Origin of the sequence: Winogradskyella sp. 3972H.M.0a.05, from assembly GCF_040493455.1 — a bacterium.
Classification (GTDB): Bacteria; Bacteroidota; Bacteroidia; order Flavobacteriales; family Flavobacteriaceae; genus Microcosmobacter.
Window position 1 is genome coordinate 102,935 of sequence record NZ_JANFDA010000006.1, and the last position, 19,014, is coordinate 121,948.

General features: G+C 32.3%; 18 protein-coding genes. 14 read left to right on the forward strand and 4 right to left on the reverse strand.

The genetic code is table 11. The features are described from left to right. The first annotated feature begins 8 nt into the window (after positions 1-8). Positions 9-755, forward strand: coding sequence for a hypothetical protein (locus tag NCE97_RS12725; RefSeq protein WP_353779655.1), 747 nt, complete (start codon positions 9-11; stop codon positions 753-755). A 296-nt stretch (positions 756-1,051) separates the two neighbouring features. After that, positions 1,052-2,422 carry a serine hydrolase domain-containing protein gene (locus NCE97_RS12730; RefSeq protein WP_353779656.1) on the forward strand — a complete coding sequence of 457 codons (1,371 nt, stop codon included), beginning with the start codon at positions 1,052-1,054 and terminating at the stop codon, positions 2,420-2,422. Between the two features lie 36 nt (positions 2,423-2,458). Here the strand turns inward: NCE97_RS12730 and NCE97_RS12735 are convergent, their stop codons facing one another. After that, positions 2,459-2,980: an N-acetyltransferase gene (locus tag NCE97_RS12735; RefSeq protein ID WP_353779657.1), complete on the reverse strand. Its 522-nt coding sequence runs from the start codon at positions 2,978-2,980 to the stop codon at positions 2,459-2,461. A 225-nt stretch (positions 2,981-3,205) separates the two neighbouring features. Here NCE97_RS12735 and NCE97_RS12740 point away from each other — a divergent pair, with 225 nt between their 5' ends. From NCE97_RS12740 to NCE97_RS12775, 8 genes are all read left to right on the forward strand, one after another. Further along, complete coding sequence (locus tag NCE97_RS12740) at positions 3,206-3,988, forward strand: MBL fold metallo-hydrolase (protein ID WP_353779658.1); 783 nt, start codon at positions 3,206-3,208, stop codon at positions 3,986-3,988. 967 nt (positions 3,989-4,955) lie between these two features. Continuing rightward, complete coding sequence (locus NCE97_RS12745) at positions 4,956-5,312, forward strand: helix-turn-helix domain-containing protein (RefSeq protein ID WP_353779659.1); 357 nt, start codon at positions 4,956-4,958, stop codon at positions 5,310-5,312. Between the two features lie 98 nt (positions 5,313-5,410). Next, positions 5,411-6,355 (forward strand): TolB family protein, encoded by a 945-nt coding sequence (locus tag NCE97_RS12750; RefSeq protein ID WP_353779660.1) that lies wholly within the window; start codon positions 5,411-5,413, stop codon positions 6,353-6,355. Between the two features lie 188 nt (positions 6,356-6,543). Continuing rightward, the gene (locus NCE97_RS12755; protein ID WP_353779661.1) at positions 6,544-8,181 is read left to right on the forward strand and encodes a serine hydrolase domain-containing protein; all 1,638 of its coding nucleotides are present in this window, start codon (positions 6,544-6,546) and stop codon (positions 8,179-8,181) included. A gap of 80 nt (positions 8,182-8,261) precedes the next feature. After that, positions 8,262-8,678 (forward strand): GNAT family N-acetyltransferase, encoded by a 417-nt coding sequence (locus NCE97_RS12760; RefSeq protein WP_353779662.1) that lies wholly within the window; start codon positions 8,262-8,264, stop codon positions 8,676-8,678. Between the two features lie 42 nt (positions 8,679-8,720). Continuing rightward, positions 8,721-10,091 carry a helix-turn-helix domain-containing protein gene (locus NCE97_RS12765; protein ID WP_353779663.1) on the forward strand — a complete coding sequence of 457 codons (1,371 nt, stop codon included), beginning with the start codon at positions 8,721-8,723 and terminating at the stop codon, positions 10,089-10,091. 186 nt (positions 10,092-10,277) lie between these two features. Beyond that, positions 10,278-10,967, forward strand: coding sequence for a DJ-1/PfpI family protein (locus tag NCE97_RS12770; RefSeq protein WP_353779664.1), 690 nt, complete (start codon positions 10,278-10,280; stop codon positions 10,965-10,967). 54 nt (positions 10,968-11,021) lie between these two features. Next, on the forward strand, positions 11,022-11,906 hold the full coding sequence (locus tag NCE97_RS12775) for a DPP IV N-terminal domain-containing protein (protein ID WP_353779665.1): 885 nt from the start codon (positions 11,022-11,024) through the stop codon (positions 11,904-11,906). Between the two features lie 366 nt (positions 11,907-12,272). Here NCE97_RS12775 and NCE97_RS12780 read toward each other — a convergent pair whose 3' ends face one another. The 3 genes from NCE97_RS12780 to NCE97_RS12790 form a co-directional block, all read right to left on the reverse strand. After that, positions 12,273-13,808 carry a serine hydrolase domain-containing protein gene (locus NCE97_RS12780; RefSeq protein ID WP_353779666.1) on the reverse strand — a complete coding sequence of 512 codons (1,536 nt, stop codon included), beginning with the start codon at positions 13,806-13,808 and terminating at the stop codon, positions 12,273-12,275. 163 nt (positions 13,809-13,971) lie between these two features. Then, positions 13,972-14,676, reverse strand: a complete 705-nt coding sequence (locus NCE97_RS12785; protein WP_353779667.1) for a LytR/AlgR family response regulator transcription factor — start codon at positions 14,674-14,676, stop codon at positions 13,972-13,974. Then, positions 14,673-15,815 (reverse strand): sensor histidine kinase, encoded by a 1,143-nt coding sequence (locus NCE97_RS12790; protein ID WP_353779668.1) that lies wholly within the window; start codon positions 15,813-15,815, stop codon positions 14,673-14,675. The genes NCE97_RS12785 and NCE97_RS12790 overlap by 4 nt, the downstream gene beginning before the upstream one ends. Positions 15,816-16,119: 304 nt before the next feature. On the opposite strand from NCE97_RS12790, the gene NCE97_RS12795 reads away from it, so the two are divergent. The 4 genes from NCE97_RS12795 (at position 16,120) to NCE97_RS12810 (ending at position 18,931) form a co-directional block, all read left to right on the forward strand. After that, positions 16,120-16,851, forward strand: coding sequence for a hypothetical protein (locus NCE97_RS12795; protein WP_353779669.1), 732 nt, complete (start codon positions 16,120-16,122; stop codon positions 16,849-16,851). A 2-nt stretch (positions 16,852-16,853) separates the two neighbouring features. After that, on the forward strand, positions 16,854-17,093 hold the full coding sequence (locus NCE97_RS12800; RefSeq protein ID WP_353779670.1) for a hypothetical protein: 240 nt from the start codon (positions 16,854-16,856) through the stop codon (positions 17,091-17,093). 38 nt (positions 17,094-17,131) lie between these two features. After that, positions 17,132-17,677 (forward strand): hypothetical protein, encoded by a 546-nt coding sequence (locus tag NCE97_RS12805; protein ID WP_353779671.1) that lies wholly within the window; start codon positions 17,132-17,134, stop codon positions 17,675-17,677. Positions 17,678-17,791: 114 nt separating this feature from the next. Next, a complete protein-coding gene (locus NCE97_RS12810; protein WP_353779672.1) occupies positions 17,792-18,931 on the forward strand; it encodes a redoxin family protein in 1,140 nt (379 codons plus the stop codon). Positions 18,932-19,014 lie beyond the last annotated feature (83 nt).

Genomic DNA, 19,014 nt, shown 5'->3' on the forward strand with positions numbered 1-19,014 from the left:
ATAAAAAGATGAAGCGTTTTATTCTTCCTATACTATTATTGTTTCATTGTCTTGGATTTTCACAGAATGACAATGAAAATTTTGATGATTTAGATTGGCCTGATGTCCTTAACAACGGGTGGAACGATGTAACGCAAATATCAATTCCCAAAACCGCTCCATCTCCATCTGTAAATCTCATTGATCTGAGCAAGTCTAATAAAGCCATACAGTTGAAGCATACTGTGTCCACTAGCTGTGGCATGTATAAAGCCATTAGTTCTGTTGGAGATTACTCTCTTACTTCTGACATTAGAATCGATAATTGGAGTAATTCATCCAGACCTTTTTTTACAGACTGGGCTATCGCATTAGGGTTTTTTAATATTGTAGAAGGATGGGACTTCAATGGTGCTCCACAAATAACTTTCGTTGCACAACCTGTTTCTAATAATTTAGTGTTATACGCATTGAGGTCGGATGCTAAGCCTAATGAGTTCTTTAATTTGGAATTTCCTGAAAGGCTAGAAAAACACGTTTGGTATACGTTTTCGATTACTCTCGAAAACAAAACAGGTAAAGTAACAACCAAGGTAATCGAAAAGTCTTCAAAAAAAATAATTCATGAAGCGATAACTCAAATTCCAAACTGGAATTCTGAAAAATCAGGTAACTATCAAAATTATGGTTTTTGGGATGGCGAATATAATACGGATGCCACATCTGGAAATCAAGTCACTATCGACAATATAAAATTTAAGACTTCTAAACACTAAAGTAACTAACTAATTCAGACCAGATAACCCTAAAATCATGCTTGCAAATTTCGTGAGTTGTTTAGGGTTATTTTATTGGGTTTTCCTCATGGTGTTTTGAACTACGTAGCGCTAGCTCCTTCCATAGTCAACTAAGATAAAGGCATCCTACCTCTACAACCCAAAAATGGTTCCCCAGAATTGAATTATTAATATTCGAATTCGTGTTTTCAAACAAACTCTAACTCTATATAATAAATAAGCAAAGGCTTTTTTTCTAGGTTTATTCACATTAGAAAATGATTAAACTATAAACCATGAAACCTAAAGTAAATTATCTGTTAGTAATATTAGCTACTCTCTTGATTACTGGTGCTTGTAATAATTCTTCGTTAGATGATAAAAAAGTCGAGCAATTGAATAGTCTTATGCACTATGTGGATTCTACAGATATGTTCAGCGGGGCAATTCTAATCACAAAGAATAAGCAAGTTGTATTTGACAACTATTATGGGTTCTCGGACATGTCTGAAATGACAAAAAACACACAAACTATAAAATATAGCCTCGAGTCTTTGACCAAGCCAATTACTGCGACTGTAATTTTTCAATTAATTGAAGAAGGTAAATTGACATTGGACAGTAAGTTAAATGCACTATTATTAGATTTTCCTTACGATGAGATAAAAATCAAACACTTGCTCAATCACACTTCAGGTCTTGTAGACTATGCTTTTGTAGCTGACAAGAGTTGGTCAACAGATACGGATAACCTTTCAAACAATGATGTCATTAACTATTTAAAATCAAAAGCTCCAGCGCTTAAGTTTAACCCAGGTAGTGAATGGAATTATTGCAATACTAATTATGCAGTACTTAGTAATGTTGCAGAAAAAGTAAGTGGCAAGAAATGGGACGAGTTAATTAAAAACAGGTTTTTTAAGGATTACGAATTTGACACTTCAGAAATTGACTTTGCCAATTTTGACAAAACCGATATCGCTATTGGACATAGCTTTGATTTTTTAAAAGGCAAATACGTTCCTGTATACGAAAAAGATAGGCTGAAGCGAGATTTCTTTTTGAATGGAGTTGACGGAGCAAGAGGTTTATATCTCAGCCCATCCAAATTCAATGATTGGTTTTTAAAGCTGATGAATGGCGATTTTGTATCTAAAGAAAGCTTACAACTGATGGAAACGATTAATCATGACAAAGGTCAATATGGCTATGGTTGGCAGATTAGTACAGATTCATTATTTGGAAAAACGATATATCACCATGGTGCAGGCAATGGCTATAAAAATAGATTTTACAGCTTCCCCGAAAAATCTCTTAACATTTCTATATTCAGTAATATAGGTGAAGAGTACACAGATTCTATTTTGTTAGCAATAATTAATATAATGAAGAATAAGCCTTATGAGTTACCAAAAAAATCAGCTGTACAATTTATAGCTACAGATACTGAAAATAACATACAAAACAAGCTCTCGACTCTAAAGGAAAGAAAAACGTCTTATTACTTTAAAGATCAAGAAATAAAAAATTTGGTATTTAGTTATTGGTATTTAGGTGAGTCTAACAAGGCTGTTAAACTTTTAAAAGGGTTTACTGATATTCTACCAGAAAAGACAGAATTGAGAGACATATATAATCAGATGGTAGCTGCGATCGACTCTCAATAGATTTCAAATCATCTAACATAGATCCCCATTGTACTTTTACTTTATTTTATATTCGAGCAGTACAAGATCTAATCCTCTGTGCTGTTCGGGCAATACTTCTGTAAAAGGGGTTTTTACATTTCCAACTATGCTATATCCATAGCGTCTGTAATAAGTAATGAGTTTGTCATTCTCTTGCCATGTATCCATCCTAATAGATTCGAGCCGCTTAGCACTAGCTTGCTTTTTTAGCCAGCTATGAACATATTTGAAGCTTTTTTGCCCTCTATATAAATTATTAATGACCATGCGATGGAGATAAATCGAATGTCCTGTTTCACGTTTTCCCCAAATAATAGAATCATGAAAGCAAATACTAAAAAAGGCAAGAATAATTTCGTCATTTACTAGTTTATAATGCAATCCTTCCTTGATTTCGTTTTCAATTTGGCGCATATCAAAATTAACCCAAACAGGAAATCCATGCTCTTTTTGAAACCTAATCGCAAAATCTACAAAACGCTCTATCACTAATAGATCATCTTTAGTAGAGGGTTGTATTGAATACTTGTTTTGCAAAAATTTTCGTTAGAAAGCTCTTAGATTCATTGTTCTAGTGTTGACTCACCATATTAACGCTGTCCTTTTTTGATTGATTGAATATTATATAAATATCTAAAATTTGTTAGAAATTTAGTTTAGACTAATCCATATATTTATTCAACAGCATGCAAGAAGACAAATCTTTGAGTGTGGTTTTCACTTTAATAAGTTATTCTATTTTCTTTTACTCAAAAAAACATAATGAAGATCGCCTTTTACTTAGCATTCTTAATCATAATTTTACCCAATAGTTCAAACCAAGCTAATAGTGACATTGAAATTGAAAAAATTGCTAACATGGGAATTCTGGTCAAATACAAAGAACAGAGCCTAATCATTGATGCACTATTTGAGAAACATTTCAATGAATATGAATTCCCGAGTAAAAAATCTATAAAGAAACTGTTTAAACTCAAGTACTTGAAATACGTATTAGTTACTCATACGCATAGAGACCATTATGACTTTGGACTTACAAATCAATTAATAAAAGAGAAACCAACAACAGTTATAATACCAGCCGATTCCATGGGGCCAAAAGGCACCGTAGCTGGTAAGCGTGCAGGGTATTTGGGATTAATAAGCTTTATGGCAATGGAAAATGTATATGATACTTTTACCATCGACTATGAGGTATTTAAAATCACAGGATTTAGACTGCCTCATGTAGGGCGATCAAAAACCGTTAATATCTGTTATTTAATAGAATTCGATAACGGAAAACGAATACTGCACACTGGTGATGCTGATTTAGCTTATTTGTCTAATGAAAAACTTGATGGGCTACTAAGCTCAAGGATAGATATTGCATTTCTGCCTTTTTTTGAAGTTAATAAGCATTACAAGGAATTGAAGGAAATGAATATCTCCAAAATTGTTCCTGTCCATTTCGATTTAAGAGTTAAGAATATTGAAGAACAACTAAGAGAATTAAATATCCCTAACCTGACTTTTCTTCAGAAAAAACAAAAGATAACTCTTTAATTGAAAGCATTAAACATACACTTACTCTGGCTTGAATAGCTCTAGATTTCTAAAGCGCATAAAAATTCACAGCAGCTTTAACGTTTTTCTAAGATAAGAGAATTGGAATTTTAATACATTTAAGATCATCAATCAAAGTAATTCCCTATTCGTTTCAGTACGAGAATTATGCTATTGATATTTAATACAAATATCCTTAGAACCTCAAGTTGAAATGTTTGAATTCTTTTTTCCAATTATTTAAATGGAAGGCTTACTATCTGTTTTAGAAGAGATTAATTTGTTTGCTAACTTGAGTATCCTTGGAGTAGTTCTATTTATTTTAACGGGTATTCTAACAAGAAACAAAATAGCAAAGCTATCTTATGGTCGCTATATCTTAATCTTACTATTTTCTACGGTTATTATAACTATTAACCATATCCTTATTTTAAGACCTTACAATATTGAAGGTTATACCTATGAAAATTTTAGCAATGCCTTCACACTATTATTAGCGCCTTCTTTTTACCTATTCATTTTTGGTAAACTACGTAGAGAACCCAGTCAAAAATCTCTTTTAATTCATTATGGGCCTTTTCTAATATTTTTATTGGCTGTTGTATTAAATCTTGCATTGCCAAGATTAATGTCTAGTGCTTTTTCGATCGTTGAGAACTCGGCATTCTTTTTTCAAAAAATTCAAATTCCAGTTTACGTTTATCTTACCTATCGTATTACAAAGTCAGCCACACAGCATAATAAATGGATTTTTAATTTTCTTTTGGGAATCCTCATAACATTCTTACTATCGACCATCATAATTTTTTACTCAATATTTGTTTATAACCTTCCTAATGTTGTCAAAATATCTGCTGCAATACCATTCCAGATAGTGATCTTATTATTATGTTACAAGTGTTTTGTCGACATGAAACAGGTACTTATTATACCACACTATATAAAATCTAAACTGAGTGAGGATAAAATGAAAGAATACGTTATTCAACTAGATCATTTAATGACGCTTGAAAAACCCTACTTAAATCAAAATGTCAAAATATCGGATGTTTCAAACATGATCAATATCCCTTCTAAGTATATCTCAGAATCTATAAACAGAATCAAAGGTCAAAATTTCTATGACTATATAAATGGCTATCGCATAAAACATGTCACCAGATTATTAGAAGAGGACAATTACGAAAAACTAACGTTATTGGCTATAGCTCAAGAATCGGGTTTTAAATCGGGTTCAACGTTTAATTCATCCTTTAAAAAGGAATTGGGTATGTTGCCTTCAAAATATAGAAAAGAAACACTACATAAAAGAACCGCACTCTAAATACATTTTGTTTAAATGCATGTTTTCGCATATGCTTCGAGAAAAAAAGTGTCCTTATTTAAGGTAACTATACTATTCTTACTAAAAAATTTAAAGTTATGCGCAAGAGATTCCTTTTAGTTACTTTCTTTTCATTATCAATGACAGTTTGCTTTTCTCAAATTGAAGCAAATAAGATTATGTTTTCTCGTTGTAAGGGAACTTTATTAAAAGGAGGCAACATAGATATTATGACCATTGATCCGAGTGGAGAAAAAGAGTCGTTAATTATTAAAGGCACAGTCCCTAACCGAGGTGAGTATAATGCCTATAGCTCTCCAAAAGGTAATTTTCTTTCTTTTAACACCTATAGATATAGCGGCTGGAAAATTGCCATAGCTCCAATAAAAATCGGGACTGTTGGCAACCCAACAAAGTTTACAAATAGTAGTGATTATGAATATAACCTGTCTTGGTCTCCAGATGAATCCAAAGTCGTTTTCCAAGTTTTTAACTGGAACTCAAATGACCAGGATATATATATAGCGAATGCTGACAGAACCAACATGACCAACATAACTAATCAAATGGGAGGAGACAGAACACCTTCTTTTTCTAAGGACGGTAAGAGTGTTTTATTTACCACAGGCAGATATGGCAGTTATGATATATGTTTGATGGATTTGAAAGGTAACATTATTAAAAACTACACTCAAGACAACCTTAGATCGCATGACTTTGCTCCATCATTTTCACCAGATGGAGAAAAAATTTCCTTTCTCTCTAATCGTGATAAACACTGCGACCTCTATATTATAGATAAAAATAATGAGATCATTAATCTTACTGAAGGAAAGATAAGCCCACCCTTTATCTTTAATGGATGGTCAGAATCCGCTTCTTGGGGATACAAAACATCGTGGAGTCCAGATGGGTCTTCTATTGCATTTTGCATGAGTGATGGGAATGATTTAGAAATCTACACAATAAATATTGAAACCAAAGAACTTAGGAAACTCACTGACAATGACTACGATGATTTTAGTCCATTTTGGGTGAAATGATTTTTGTAAGAGGGGGTTAATCAAACAATAGTTAGTTGTTTTCATTATACTCATTAAAATATCGGATTCAAAAAAATAACCCTACAATCTCAATTATGTACGAATTCATTCACTTGCACTTTTTGCTTCAAAATATATAATCTGGGTATTTATAGAAAATATACTTTTCTAAATCTATTCAAGTTAATATGACAATATCGTACTTAAGGAATTATATTTTTCCTCTCTTTTTCATTCTACCATTCATTACTTCTGGTCAAATCAATTATTCTTCAATACTTGATAATTATTTTATCGAAGGTTTGCCTAACTCACCAGGTTTTCACCTCAGCATTATTAAAAATGGCAAACTCGTTTATTCAAAAAATCAAGGATTATCAGATTTAGAACATGGTATAAGTATCACTTCTAAAAGTGTATTTAATATCGCTTCTTTATCAAAACAGTTTACGGCATTTTCTATTTATTTATTAGAAGACAAAGGCAGTTTAGAATTAGATGATAAGATTCACAAGTACTTTGATGGATTGCCAGAATATATGTCACAGATAACTATCAATGATTTAATTCATCACACAAGTGGTATCAGAGATCATGTAGTACTAGCGATGTTAGCTGGACACAATGTTTTTTCTGATAACATCCCTGAAAATTTATTAATGGATATGATTAAAAGACAATCAAGTCTTGAGTTTGAGCCTGGCACTAAGTTCAGCTATAGCAATTCCGGATATCTTTTATTAGCTAAAATCGTTGAAACCGTAAGCGGACAAAAATTCTCAGAATTTACTACAGAAGAGATATTCCAACCTTTAAACATGAACAGTACTTTATTTATGGACAACAATAAAGTTATCATAACTAATAGAGCATTTGCCTATTCAAAAAATGAAAATGGTCATTATGAAAATTCTTTTTCTATAAACGAAAGAGTTGGTGCTGGTGGCTTATACACATCTGGTGAAGACTTTGCAAAGTGGATAGAAAATATTAAAAAAAATAGACTGGGCATAAACAAGCAAAGAGTTCAAAAAAGATTATTGGAGCAACACAATTTAAAAAACGGAAAACTCAATAGATATGCTGGAGGACTCTTTATATCAAAATATAAGGACAACGTAAGGATAAGTCATAATGGTTCTTCTGGTGGTTATAGGAGTAGTTTCTTGTATTTTCCAGACGAGGATTTGAGTATTTATGCCTTTTCTAATGCATCAGATTTTAGTTTGAATCTCTTAAAAATTGTAGATCTATTTTTATTTGAAGATATACCAGAATCTGGCAAAAGTGATGCTCATGATTTTAAAAAATTCTCGCAAGAAAAACTGAAGCAATATGAGGGTGTTTTTAAATTATCTTCTGGATACGTATTGTTGATTCAAGTAAAAGATGAGCATCTATATTATACTATCTCTGGAAATGGCGCCAATATAATTTTACCATTAAATGACAATATGTTCGTCGATCCTAATACAGGAATAAAGATCAAGATAAACACGGAAAACATAGATAATAAAAAAGCCACTATAATATATCCGACCATGTCTATGCCAGAATCGGAAGCACTAAACAAGGCATTTTCTGATCAAGATTATCTGAAACTGTTTGAAGGCAATTTCTATAATAGTGACCTTGACAGATCTTATGAAATCATTAGAGAAGGCGATCATTTAGACATTCAAATAGACGGTAAATCAATTAATAAAATCTATGGTGTTGACAAAAATGAATTTCATGGTGGGGGAATGACTATACTATTCACCAACAATGATACTTATGAATTAAATACCGGAAGAATAAAAAAATTACTTTTTAAAAGAATATAATTGCGTCCAAATTACTTCGTGAACAATGCTCTATATCTCAATCGCTGTTTTTGTTTTAACTTACCACTCAAAATTGCACAATGGATAACTTAACTATTTGCACTGATGTACATAAACTTGATGTAGATCTGATACATCAATTTATTTCTAATTCTTATTGGGGTAAAAACAGAAGCTTAGAACAGACTCAAAAAGCCATACACAACTCACTAAACTTTGGTCTTTACCTCAACAATAATCAAATTGGATATGCAAGAGTGATTTCTGATTGTTCAATCTTTGCTTATTTGATGGATGTATTTATTATTGAAGCACATCGAGGCAAAAAATATTCTAAAAAACTAATGGACCATATTTTAAACCATCCTGAATTAAAAGATGTACAAAACTGGAAATTATCAACAGATGATGCTCATGGGCTATACGAACAGTATGGTTTTGAAAAAATAACAAATCCCGACAATCTAATGGTTCTAAGAAAAAAACAATTTATCTAATCGAATATTAATCTTAAATTACCAGTACATAGATACGTATAAATGAAATCTAAGCTATTCTTAATCTTAATTCCAATTATTATTCTCTCATTACCTTGCTTAGAACTTTATCAAACTACAAATCAAAATAATAAGATAGAACTTAGGTGTCCTCCTTGCGGTTGTAATATGGATCACAAAGTCTTCACTGATATTGATGTTTGCCCTACTTGTAAGATGAAGCTAGTTGAAGTAAATCATGGTGTAAACGCCAAAATAGATAAACACATCTCATGGATTTTCATGACAAATATATTAGGCAAATTATATGACAAACTGATTTATCCAATATTCGTTTTGGGCATTATTATTTCCTTGTTACTCATATTTAGAAACCCTAAAACTGAGGCTATCAACACTTACTTTTTTCTTATAATACTTATCATTGGTCTCTATGCCTTCAAAAATCAGCTTTTTGGGGTTAAAAATGGCTTATCCTCATCTTATAAAAGTATTTTCACGCCTATCTCTTTTATAACAGCTCTTGGCCCATTGATATATTTTTACATTCAGAAAATACTATCCCCTCAATTTAGAGTAAATCAGAAAAACATATATCACTTTTTACCGGTCGTAGCTTTCTTTTTCTACTATTTGGTTTTGCTTTGTTCAAGCGATGTAACTCAAAGTGCTTATATGATTTCACCTTTTGAGGTACGATTTAGTCACTTTGAGCAGCTACTGACTTCCTTAGGAGGGTTAATTTACATATGCCTTTCTTGGAGATATATTTCTAGGCATAAGAAAAAATATCCCTTAACAGATAAGGATATTTATAATTGGGCTTTACAATTTTTATATGGTATGAGCCTAGTTTTCATGTGCTGGCTTTCACTAATTTCTATTAATTACTTTTTATATGATTTAGGTGTAGCTACTGTTTCATACAACTTACTCAATATTTCCTTCTTTCTAGTATTGGTATTTTTCTTTCTGAGCATATTCCGCAAACCAAAGTTTTTCCTAGCGCTAAAAAAACATAATCCTAATTCGAAAAGTGGCTCGAGATTAACCGAACAAGAAATAGAGACCTATATCTCTAGGTTGAATGATACAATGGAAAAAGACAAGCTTTATTTGAATATCAATCTGACTATTGATGATTTGGCTAAAAGTTTGAATACAAATTCCAAATATCTAAGTCTAATTTTAAACCGACATTTAAAAAAGAAATTCTACGAATATATTAACGAGTATAGAATCGAAGAAGCCAAAAAACTGTTACTAGACCCTTCAAAAAACAATTTAACTATTGAAGCGATTTCAAAGTTATCTGGTTTTAAATCTAAATCTACTTTTAATAGCACTTTTAAAAAATTGAATGGGATCACTCCAAAAACATTCATAAGAGAAAAACAGTCAAACAGTAAATAAAACTGAAGCTTCAATTAATCGAACCAGTCTGTTTTACTATGCTTGAATAATCATTTTATCACTAAACCTTTCAGTTAATAAGCTTAAGGAAATGTACAAATTCCCAGAAATGCACAAATGAAAAATTTCTTATTCCCTTAAACATGTTCTTCTTGTTAGCTTTGAGTCTAACAAGAAATTTTGAAGATGAATACATTAAAAACTACTCTTCTCTTGGTTTTTGCAATATTGTCCTTACAAGGCTTTAGCCAAGAGAAATCTAAAAAAATGAATGTCGCAGTTTTTATTTATGACGGTGTAGAGATTTTGGATTTTGCAGGACCAGCTGAAGTATTTTCTGCTTCTGCAAAACGAAACAAAAATGGTCAATGGGAACAAAAATTCAATGTGTATACCGTAGCATTTTCTGATCAGCAAATTACAAGTCAGGGCTTTATATCAATTTCTCCTAACTACAGCATAGCTAATGCACCCAAGCCAGATATTATTGTAATTCCCGGAGGAAGTTCAAGGGCTTCTAGAGAAAATCCAAAAGTCATATCATGGATTAAAGAAAACTCAAAAAGCACAATTTTTCTTACTGTATGTACAGGTGCATTTATACTTGCAGAGTCTGGACTATTAGACAATAACCATGCTACAACATGGTATGGAGCTGTAGAGTCATTTAAAAAAAGGTATCCAAAAGTTAATGTCTTATCTGATGTAAGATTTGTAGATAATGGCAAGATTATAACAACTGCAGGAGTTTCTGCAGGAATAGATGGCTCTTTACATTTGGTTAAAAAATTAATCGGAATAGAATCTGCAAGAAAAACTGCTCAATACATGGAATACGATAAATGGGATGAATCTGCAGGAAGGGTTTTTGACTGATTAGAATACTCAAAAAAATAATCACTTGTATAGAAAAAGAACAAGACTCAAAATATGAAAACTTTATTTAGCCTAATAATTATAATTTTTGCCGTTAAAAGCAATTATTCACAATCAAGAGATGCTTCTTTTTCAAAAGATGGCTCAAAAATAGTTTACGTTTCAAAAGTCGAAGACAAAAATCAAATCTTTATAGCGAACAGTAACGGGTCTAACCCTCAACAATTAACTCATCTTAAAAACAGCTGCTATTATCCTTTTTTATCTCCTGATTCTTCACAAATTGTATTTATGGAATCACTAGATGGCAAAACACTAATTTGCTTAATTGATTCTAATGGTGAGAATTATAAGCGTCTTACAAGTTTAGAAGATGATGCAGCTGATCCTTCTTGGTCACCAGATGGTAATGAAATCATTTTCAGTTCTAAAAAAACCGGCAATAATGAACTTTATATTATGTCCTTAGAAGGAAAAAAATGGGTTCAGCTCACAAACAATGAATTTTCTGATCAGACACCTTCTATATCACCTGTTGGCGAACATGTTGTTTTTGTGTCTGACAGAGATGGCAATAACGAATTATACTTAATGACATTGCGCAATAAAAAAATCACCCGATTAACTATAGACCCAAGATCGGATAGGGTTCCTAGATGGTCTTCTGATGGTAAAAAAATAATTTGGTATTCGAGAGAACCTTCAAAAGTTGCTGGTTCGGGTAAAAAATCTTGGAATGGTGCTGAAATTTATGAAATAGAAATATCTGGAAAAAACAGGAAACAAATTACGCACAACTTTTATAGAGACCAAAGCCCTGCTTTATCTCCAAACGGCAAAGCCGTAATGTTCACATCTAAGAGAACTGGCAAAAATGAGATTTATTTAATTGATAAAGAATCCTCAGAGGTCATTCAATTAACTGACTCAAAAAATTAGAAATCTCTAAAAACAAAAAAGCATCCCAATTTTCACAAGGTGAAAAAAGGAAAGCTTTCCATCGGTAAGACCCAAATCATTGGGTTTCTTACTACGTTATTCCGGCTTTCGCCGAAATAAACAACACAACTAAATTTTAATCTGCGGTCTATAAAACTTTCTAAACCGTCTTTATATCTTCAAGCATTCGATTAAACAAATGCTATATGTTTCTGAACTGGCGACAAATGTATAAACACTTATACACATTTACAAGCATTGTGTTGATTTTGTAATTGAAAACTCCTATTTCTTTGCTGTAGGGTAAAATCCTGATTTTAAGCACTAATCATGTGTTCAAATCCACAAAAACCAACCATTTTTATATTATAGACCATTTAGGTATTCGTGAGCAAAGTTATAAATTAACCCATTATTAGAATCTGGCACAACGGTGAATGCTTGTCTTCCATTTGATATAATGACCACACCTTTACCACCTTCCATTTTAACATCTGTGCTTCCTGTTACAAATCCACCTGCAGTATGTCCAATCCACCCGTTTAGTGAGCGCCATATTAGCGCAACTCCTGCTCCATATGCCAGATTTGCGTCTGGATATTGAACATCTAACATTAAATCGACAGTCGATTCTTCTAAAATCCTATTTCCGTTCAGTATTCCTCGGTTCAAAATTGCAATCAAAAAATTACTCCATTCACTTGTTGAAGTTCTCAATAATCCAGCAGGATAGTCTGGTTTGTATATGTAATCTGGAAACGTATTTCCTGTGGACGTAAAAATATCTGCTAATAACGTATCGTCATAACTCCCTGGGATATCCATTCTGTAGCTTGTATTATTCATTCCTAACGGAGCAAAAATATTCTCATCAGCATAGTCTCTGAAGTCAACTCCAGAAACCAACTCTACCATATAGGCCAAAAGAGCCATACCAGTGTTGGAACTCAAATGTTGTGTGTCTGGCGGATAATTCCTCCAGCTATCAGGATCATAATTCGCTCCAGTTGTCAATAAGTAATTAGGCACCCATGTACTAAATGGTAAACTAGCAGCAGAATCCCATGAATAAATTGCTGCTAAATCTGGTATTTCGCCAAATGTTGGTAATGACAAAGAAGATCGCTGCGTCATTAACTGACGAACAGTTACTGGCACATTAGGAAAATTAGGATTTCTAAACTCATAACCCAAATAAGTTGATACTTCCTCATCGAGATCAATAGCGCCTTGTTCGACTTGCTGCATAACAGCAGTTGCAATGATTAATTTAGCCATGGAGGACGTTACAAATAAAGTCTCATCTGTTGCTTCAGTTTGATTTGCTAAATCGTGCATTCCAAACCCTTTAGAATAAATCACTTCTCCTTCATTTATTAGAGCAATTGACAGAGCATTGATATTCCAAGCATTCATTTCCTGTGCAATGAGCGCCTCTAGATTTGCAATATTGTCTACAAATTCTGTTCCTATCAAACCTTTGGATAAACTACTTGTAGCATCACTCTCATTATTTGACTTAGAAAGAATATAAGCTTTATATACACCAGCATTTACTACTGCATCTCCATCGATATCATTAAGATTAGCTGGTAGCTGATTTTGAAAATCGCTCCCTGTCGGTGACACCGTCCAATACTCCTGAATTTCAAGTGCTTCTTCTAATGTAATATCGTTACCATCCTTGACCAACATTACTCTATACTCAGCTATCATTGATTCGTCATCAGCCTTGTCAAAATCTAACTGAAAATCTGAAGAATCGCCACTATCGGCTACATCCTGCAGTATAATATTAGTAACCTCTCCTACGAATATTTCAATTACTTGTTCTACTCTATCGTCATCACTATTACAACTGAAAAGCAGACATAAAACCGCAAATACACCTATTTTTTTCATAAACTTACTTTTACTTCAAAGCAAGTCAAAGTTTTGAGCAATTGACAGTAATATATTGTGAACGTGGTTTTTTTTTGTGTGAAAACTTACTACAAGTGAGCAGGAAGTTTTATACCAATCCAGTTTTTTGAATTCAGTTAAGTTCTAACTCCTGAATAAGTAATCAAGTAATTAACTTTTGAACGTTAGATCTATAGCTTTTTGATGAAAACACGGTCTTTTCGTTTGACATTAAAAATAAATAGTCACCGCTTTTAACGTGACGCATTTTCTGTATTTTATCTTTATTAATAATGTAAGATCTATGTACTCTCAAAAAGTTTTCATCTAACTTTTCGGAAATGTTCTTGATAGAAATTCTTTTCTTGAACAATCCATCATTCAATACTAAACTCACATAATTATTTTCTGCCTTTATATAGACTATATCCTTAATTTTGAGTCTAAACAATTCATTTTTCTCTTTTACTATCAAGATCTTTTCTTCGGGCGTGTTTAATAGTTCTATGTTTCTTTCGATACGCTCCATTAAGACTCTAAATCTCTTTCGATCGAATGGTTTCAACAAATAATCTAAGGCTTCATTCTCAAAAGCCTTTAAAGCAAAATTGTCAAAAGCAGTGATAAAGACAAGAAACTTAAAATCGCTTTTTTTTACTCTTTGCAAAACTTCGAAACCATTTAGTTTAGGCATCTTAATATCCAGAAATATAATATCTGGTTTATATGTTTTTATATAGTTTACAGCTTCAACCCCATTAGAAGCTTCCTTCACCACCTCAAACTTATTGTAGTTAGACAACAGAGAAACTATACGCTCTCGAGTTAGTCTTTCATCATCAACAACGATTATCTTATACCTGTTCATTTCTTTTTCAAAAGTTTGATTTCTACCATTGCTCCACGATCCAAGTTCACAATATTTAAGTTGAATTGATCTCTATAAAGGTATTGAAGTCTGTTTTTTAAATTTTTTAGGCCAGTCGAATTTTCCTTTGTCATATAATCAACCTCAAATCCCTCTCCATTATCTATGACTTCTAGTAATAACCAATTGCCATTATCCTTAACATTGATGACTATTTCAATATTCTCACCACTTATTTCATAGCCATGTTTAATAGAATTTTCAACTAATGGTTGCAGAATAAAAGGAGGTACTTTAAACTGCTTTAAGTAGTTATCACAGCTAATTCTGTACAACACTTTATTATCAAACCTGAACTTTTGAAATTCCAGATATTTCTCTGTTAAGTCCAACTCTTCTTCTATGCTGATAAAATCAACATTCAATTGGTTTATTGAATGCCTCAATATATCACTCAAGTCAGCTATAGCTTTATCAGCATAATCTGGATCGATATGTAAAAGATTAGAGATTGTCTGCATACTATTAAACAAAAAATGAGGTCGCAATTGAGACTTTAGAATACGTACTTTAGATTCTGTGAGTTCGTTGGTCAATACAACTTTCTCATTCTCTATTTTCTTTAAGTTTTTGACATAGTAGTAAATCAAAATAATCCCCAACATCGACGTGTAGGTTAGAAAATTTAAGTCGATGATATTAAGATAATGCTCTAATGATAAAAACCCCTTAATAGATTCTATTGATCTATTGAATAACAAATGAACAATTGCCACAAAAAATAATATCACCCAACCAAGTGAAAAAGCATAAACAAAGTGCAATGCGATAATATTTCGCCACCTTACTCTATTATTAATCATTGATTTGGTTTGTCCTGCAATAAAAAGCATTACACCTATCACAGCCAGATAATCCAATAAAATTTCGTTTACAAAAAGTGTCAACAGACCTATGTTACTGAGGTCTGGAGTCAATGGAGTCTGCTCAACTAAATTATACTTCCACAGTAAGATTTTAGTATAAAAAAGAATTTCTACAATTAAGTAATACCCAAGTAATATGATAACTAATTGCTTATCTACTTTTTGGTAAGAAAAAAAATACCTCCAAAACTTGCCTATTTTAATAGTCATCATTAGAATATAGGTCTTCTTTATCTACTAAATATATAACAATTTTCTACAAGGCTTAAGACCCCAATCTACAAGGAAATCCAATATTAACAAGAGCATAACACCTCTATTTACCTTATATTTAATTAATTTCAAATTAACAGCAACACTAGTACCAATATTTGAATTTAGGTATAGAAAGGGCTTTTCTAGGTGCGAAAATTTATAGAAAGATTGAAACACTCACCATCATAAAGGAAGCGTCTACTACAAAAAAGTCAATATGAAGCTATATATAAGCTAATTTAATCAATCAAAAAAAAGAAAAATGATGAAGACAAAAAAAACTGTAGCAAATAGAAACATTCTACTCTTACTGTTTTTGTTTGCAGTGACTAATCTTATTTTCTGTCAAAGCAACAATGACTTATTTAACAATATGCTGAATCGAATGGGAGGTGTAGAATTATGGAAGGAAACTAAGTCTCTACATATTGTCGAACAAATGAGAGCAAAGGCTTTACCAGAAATCATTAGACAAGAAATCTGGAGAGATTTGACCAAACCTGCAACTCGATTCCATCTAAAAAGTGAGTCCATGGATAGAACTAGAGCATTTGATGAAGTTCAAGGTTGGGGCATATTAGAAAATGGTAAATCTTACTCATTCAACGCTGATAGAATTAAAAACGAAAAAATGGTCTGGAAAAGGAACTTCATTACCATATGCCATCACATTGCTAATGGTAGCAAAAACTACACAATTAAAGAAAAAGAAGGTTATATATTGGAAGTTTATAATACAACTGGAGAAGAATTATTATGCACAATTGAATTGGATGGTACATTTGCTCCAATTAAATGGGAATCAGACATTGGAGGTGAAGTAGAAACCTACATATATGGACCTCTTAAGCAATTTGGCAAGTACAATCTACCTTCTTGGTGGACATCTTCTGATGGACATTGGCAGTATCATTATTTAAGCTTTTCTGGTTCAAATAAATCTCCAAACATTTCTTTTTTACCACCTGAAGATTTCAAAGTAGATAAAGATTAAATATGAAGAACCTAATAACTGTTCTATATATAGCTACATATCTTCTATTTTGTAGCACTTCGTTTTCTCAAGAAGTTGAACCTTCAGCAGATGTCAATCAAATTATTGATAGTTTAATCTCAAAGGTTGGAGGAAAAGAAGTCTGGAAAAAGGCTTACGAACCTAGTGATAAGTGGCATGTCACCATGGTCGATTATATATTGTTAGACGATCTCCCTACTGTAAAATTCAAATCTTACTAAGTGAAGATTGTAATTATGAATTTCAAACTTTTAAATATATGACTAGATTATTTTTATTATCACTATTAATATCAGTGGTTATACCTTGCGCCTCTTTCTCACAATCGTCAGAACCAAATGACAGTCTTATATACAAGAAAGATGTCGAAAGCATTCAAAGCATAATGGACAGCTATTACGATTGTATATCTGGTCCTATTGGTCAAAAACGAGATTTTGATAGACTTAAAAACTTATTTCACCCTGAAGCAAGACTAATATATTCTTATTGGAACGAGTCATCCACTGTTTCTGAAGTAATGGTATTTAACACCATTGAAGAGTTTATTTCTAAGTTAGATTATCTTGATAAAAAAGGATTCTATGAATACGAAATTCAAAATAGCATAGAACAATTTAGTTCTATTTCTCACGTATTTAGCACTTATACATACCGAGTAGAAGACAATAGTATCCCTCAGAATAAAGGCATCACTAGTTATCAATTGTTATTTGATGGAGATAGATATTGGATTATCTCAATGTTTTGGGCAGCCGAGAACAAGAAGTACAAGATCCCTAAAAAGTATCTTGAAAGAGAATGATTCTTATTAGGTAGATTCAAACTGAGTCAAGAAGTCATTTTCGCACCTAGAAAAGTCCATTTTACAACCTCAACTAGTGATTCTATAGAAAAAAAGACTGATCTTCTAACTCTTATGAGATCTAAGTTTTTCTTACTAATAGCAATCTGCTTTTTCTGCTTTCAGCCACATGTTATTGCTCAAAATGAAAATGATTCTGGAGTTCTAATTCAAAAGGCAATAGAAAAACTCACTAGTGTAAAAAGTGCCAAATTTGACTTTACTTATGAAGTCTCTATTGATGATCAAATAAAGGAATATAAAGGTCTCGCCAAAGTAACACCAAACCCCCAGACTACATTTGGATTTGACTTAGCTATAGTAAAACTTAAAGAAGCCAATAAAGCGCATTTTAATAAAATTGCGAAAATAGATGATGACATATATTTTCACGATTCCAATTCCGGTGAAACGCTTTACAGTCCAGTATATCGATTAGGCGCACCATTGTTCAGCACCAAAGTAAAGCATGCCTTATTGCTATACCAATATCTTCCCGTCTTATCCCAATATGAAAACGTAAAACCAATAATTGGCAGAACTGATAAAATAAATGGTGAAGATTGTTTACAGGTTACTTTTAACCTACCACAGTATCAATTTGACGCTAGTTTTTGGATAGGAACTGAAAGCTATTTAGTCAAGAAAATCGTAGACAGAGAGAACAACCTAACCTATGTGCCAACGAATTTTTCTTCCGAACAAAAAGAAAACATAAATAAGTCTATTGCATTTTTCGAGAACTCTAGTCTTACCGAGTATAATGTTGGCGGACCTACTGTTAATGACATTGCTCCAAATTGGAATCTTGAGAATTTGAGAACTAATGAAACGGTTTCTCTAGATCAATTCAAAGGTAAAGTTGTTGTGTTAGATTTTTGGGCAACTTGGTGTGCACCTTGCCTAAGATCAATGCCAGAAATGAATAAACTATCGAACGAATTTAATAATGACCTGGTTAGCTTCATTGGTATTACTTACAACGAAAAAGGAGATGCACTAGAACATATAAATAACAAAGGATATGACTATATCTTTCTTTCAGGGAATAAATCCATTGGAAAAAATTACGGATTAGACACTATAGGAATACCTACGGTTTATGTAATCGATCAAAATGGCAAAGTCGTTGAATTCGAATCTGGATATCAAGGAACAAAGGGTATTAATCGACTCAGAAAAACAATCCAGATGTTATTAAAAAGTGAAGATTAGCTTGAAAACCTTCTTATAAGATTGGATAGCTATGAGTGAAGCTACTTACTGATTCTAGAAATAGATGATATTAAAATAGGTTT

Excerpts from the sequence above, each read along its gene's own strand:
- NCE97_RS12725 (WP_353779655.1), top strand. The coding sequence starts at position 9 with ATGAAGCGTTTTATTCTTCCTATACTATTATTGTTTCATTGTCTTGGA.
- NCE97_RS12730 (WP_353779656.1), top strand. The coding sequence starts at position 1,052 with ATGAAACCTAAAGTAAATTATCTGTTAGTAATATTAGCTACTCTCTTG.
- NCE97_RS12740 (WP_353779658.1), top strand. The coding sequence starts at position 3,206 with ATGAAGATCGCCTTTTACTTAGCATTCTTAATCATAATTTTACCCAAT.
- NCE97_RS12745 (WP_353779659.1), top strand. The coding sequence starts at position 4,956 with ATGAAAGAATACGTTATTCAACTAGATCATTTAATGACGCTTGAAAAA.
- NCE97_RS12750 (WP_353779660.1), top strand. The coding sequence starts at position 5,411 with ATGCGCAAGAGATTCCTTTTAGTTACTTTCTTTTCATTATCAATGACA.
- NCE97_RS12755 (WP_353779661.1), top strand. The coding sequence starts at position 6,544 with ATGACAATATCGTACTTAAGGAATTATATTTTTCCTCTCTTTTTCATT.
- NCE97_RS12760 (WP_353779662.1), top strand. The coding sequence starts at position 8,262 with ATGGATAACTTAACTATTTGCACTGATGTACATAAACTTGATGTAGAT.
- NCE97_RS12765 (WP_353779663.1), top strand. The coding sequence starts at position 8,721 with ATGAAATCTAAGCTATTCTTAATCTTAATTCCAATTATTATTCTCTCA.
- NCE97_RS12770 (WP_353779664.1), top strand. The coding sequence starts at position 10,278 with ATGAATACATTAAAAACTACTCTTCTCTTGGTTTTTGCAATATTGTCC.
- NCE97_RS12775 (WP_353779665.1), top strand. The coding sequence starts at position 11,022 with ATGAAAACTTTATTTAGCCTAATAATTATAATTTTTGCCGTTAAAAGC.
- NCE97_RS12780 (WP_353779666.1), bottom strand. The coding sequence starts at position 13,808 with ATGAAAAAAATAGGTGTATTTGCGGTTTTATGTCTGCTTTTCAGTTGT.
- NCE97_RS12785 (WP_353779667.1), bottom strand. The coding sequence starts at position 14,676 with ATGAACAGGTATAAGATAATCGTTGTTGATGATGAAAGACTAACTCGA.
- NCE97_RS12790 (WP_353779668.1), bottom strand. The coding sequence starts at position 15,815 with ATGATGACTATTAAAATAGGCAAGTTTTGGAGGTATTTTTTTTCTTAC.
- NCE97_RS12795 (WP_353779669.1), top strand. The coding sequence starts at position 16,120 with ATGATGAAGACAAAAAAAACTGTAGCAAATAGAAACATTCTACTCTTA.
- NCE97_RS12800 (WP_353779670.1), top strand. The coding sequence starts at position 16,854 with ATGAAGAACCTAATAACTGTTCTATATATAGCTACATATCTTCTATTT.
- NCE97_RS12805 (WP_353779671.1), top strand. The coding sequence starts at position 17,132 with ATGACTAGATTATTTTTATTATCACTATTAATATCAGTGGTTATACCT.
- NCE97_RS12810 (WP_353779672.1), top strand. The coding sequence starts at position 17,792 with ATGAGATCTAAGTTTTTCTTACTAATAGCAATCTGCTTTTTCTGCTTT.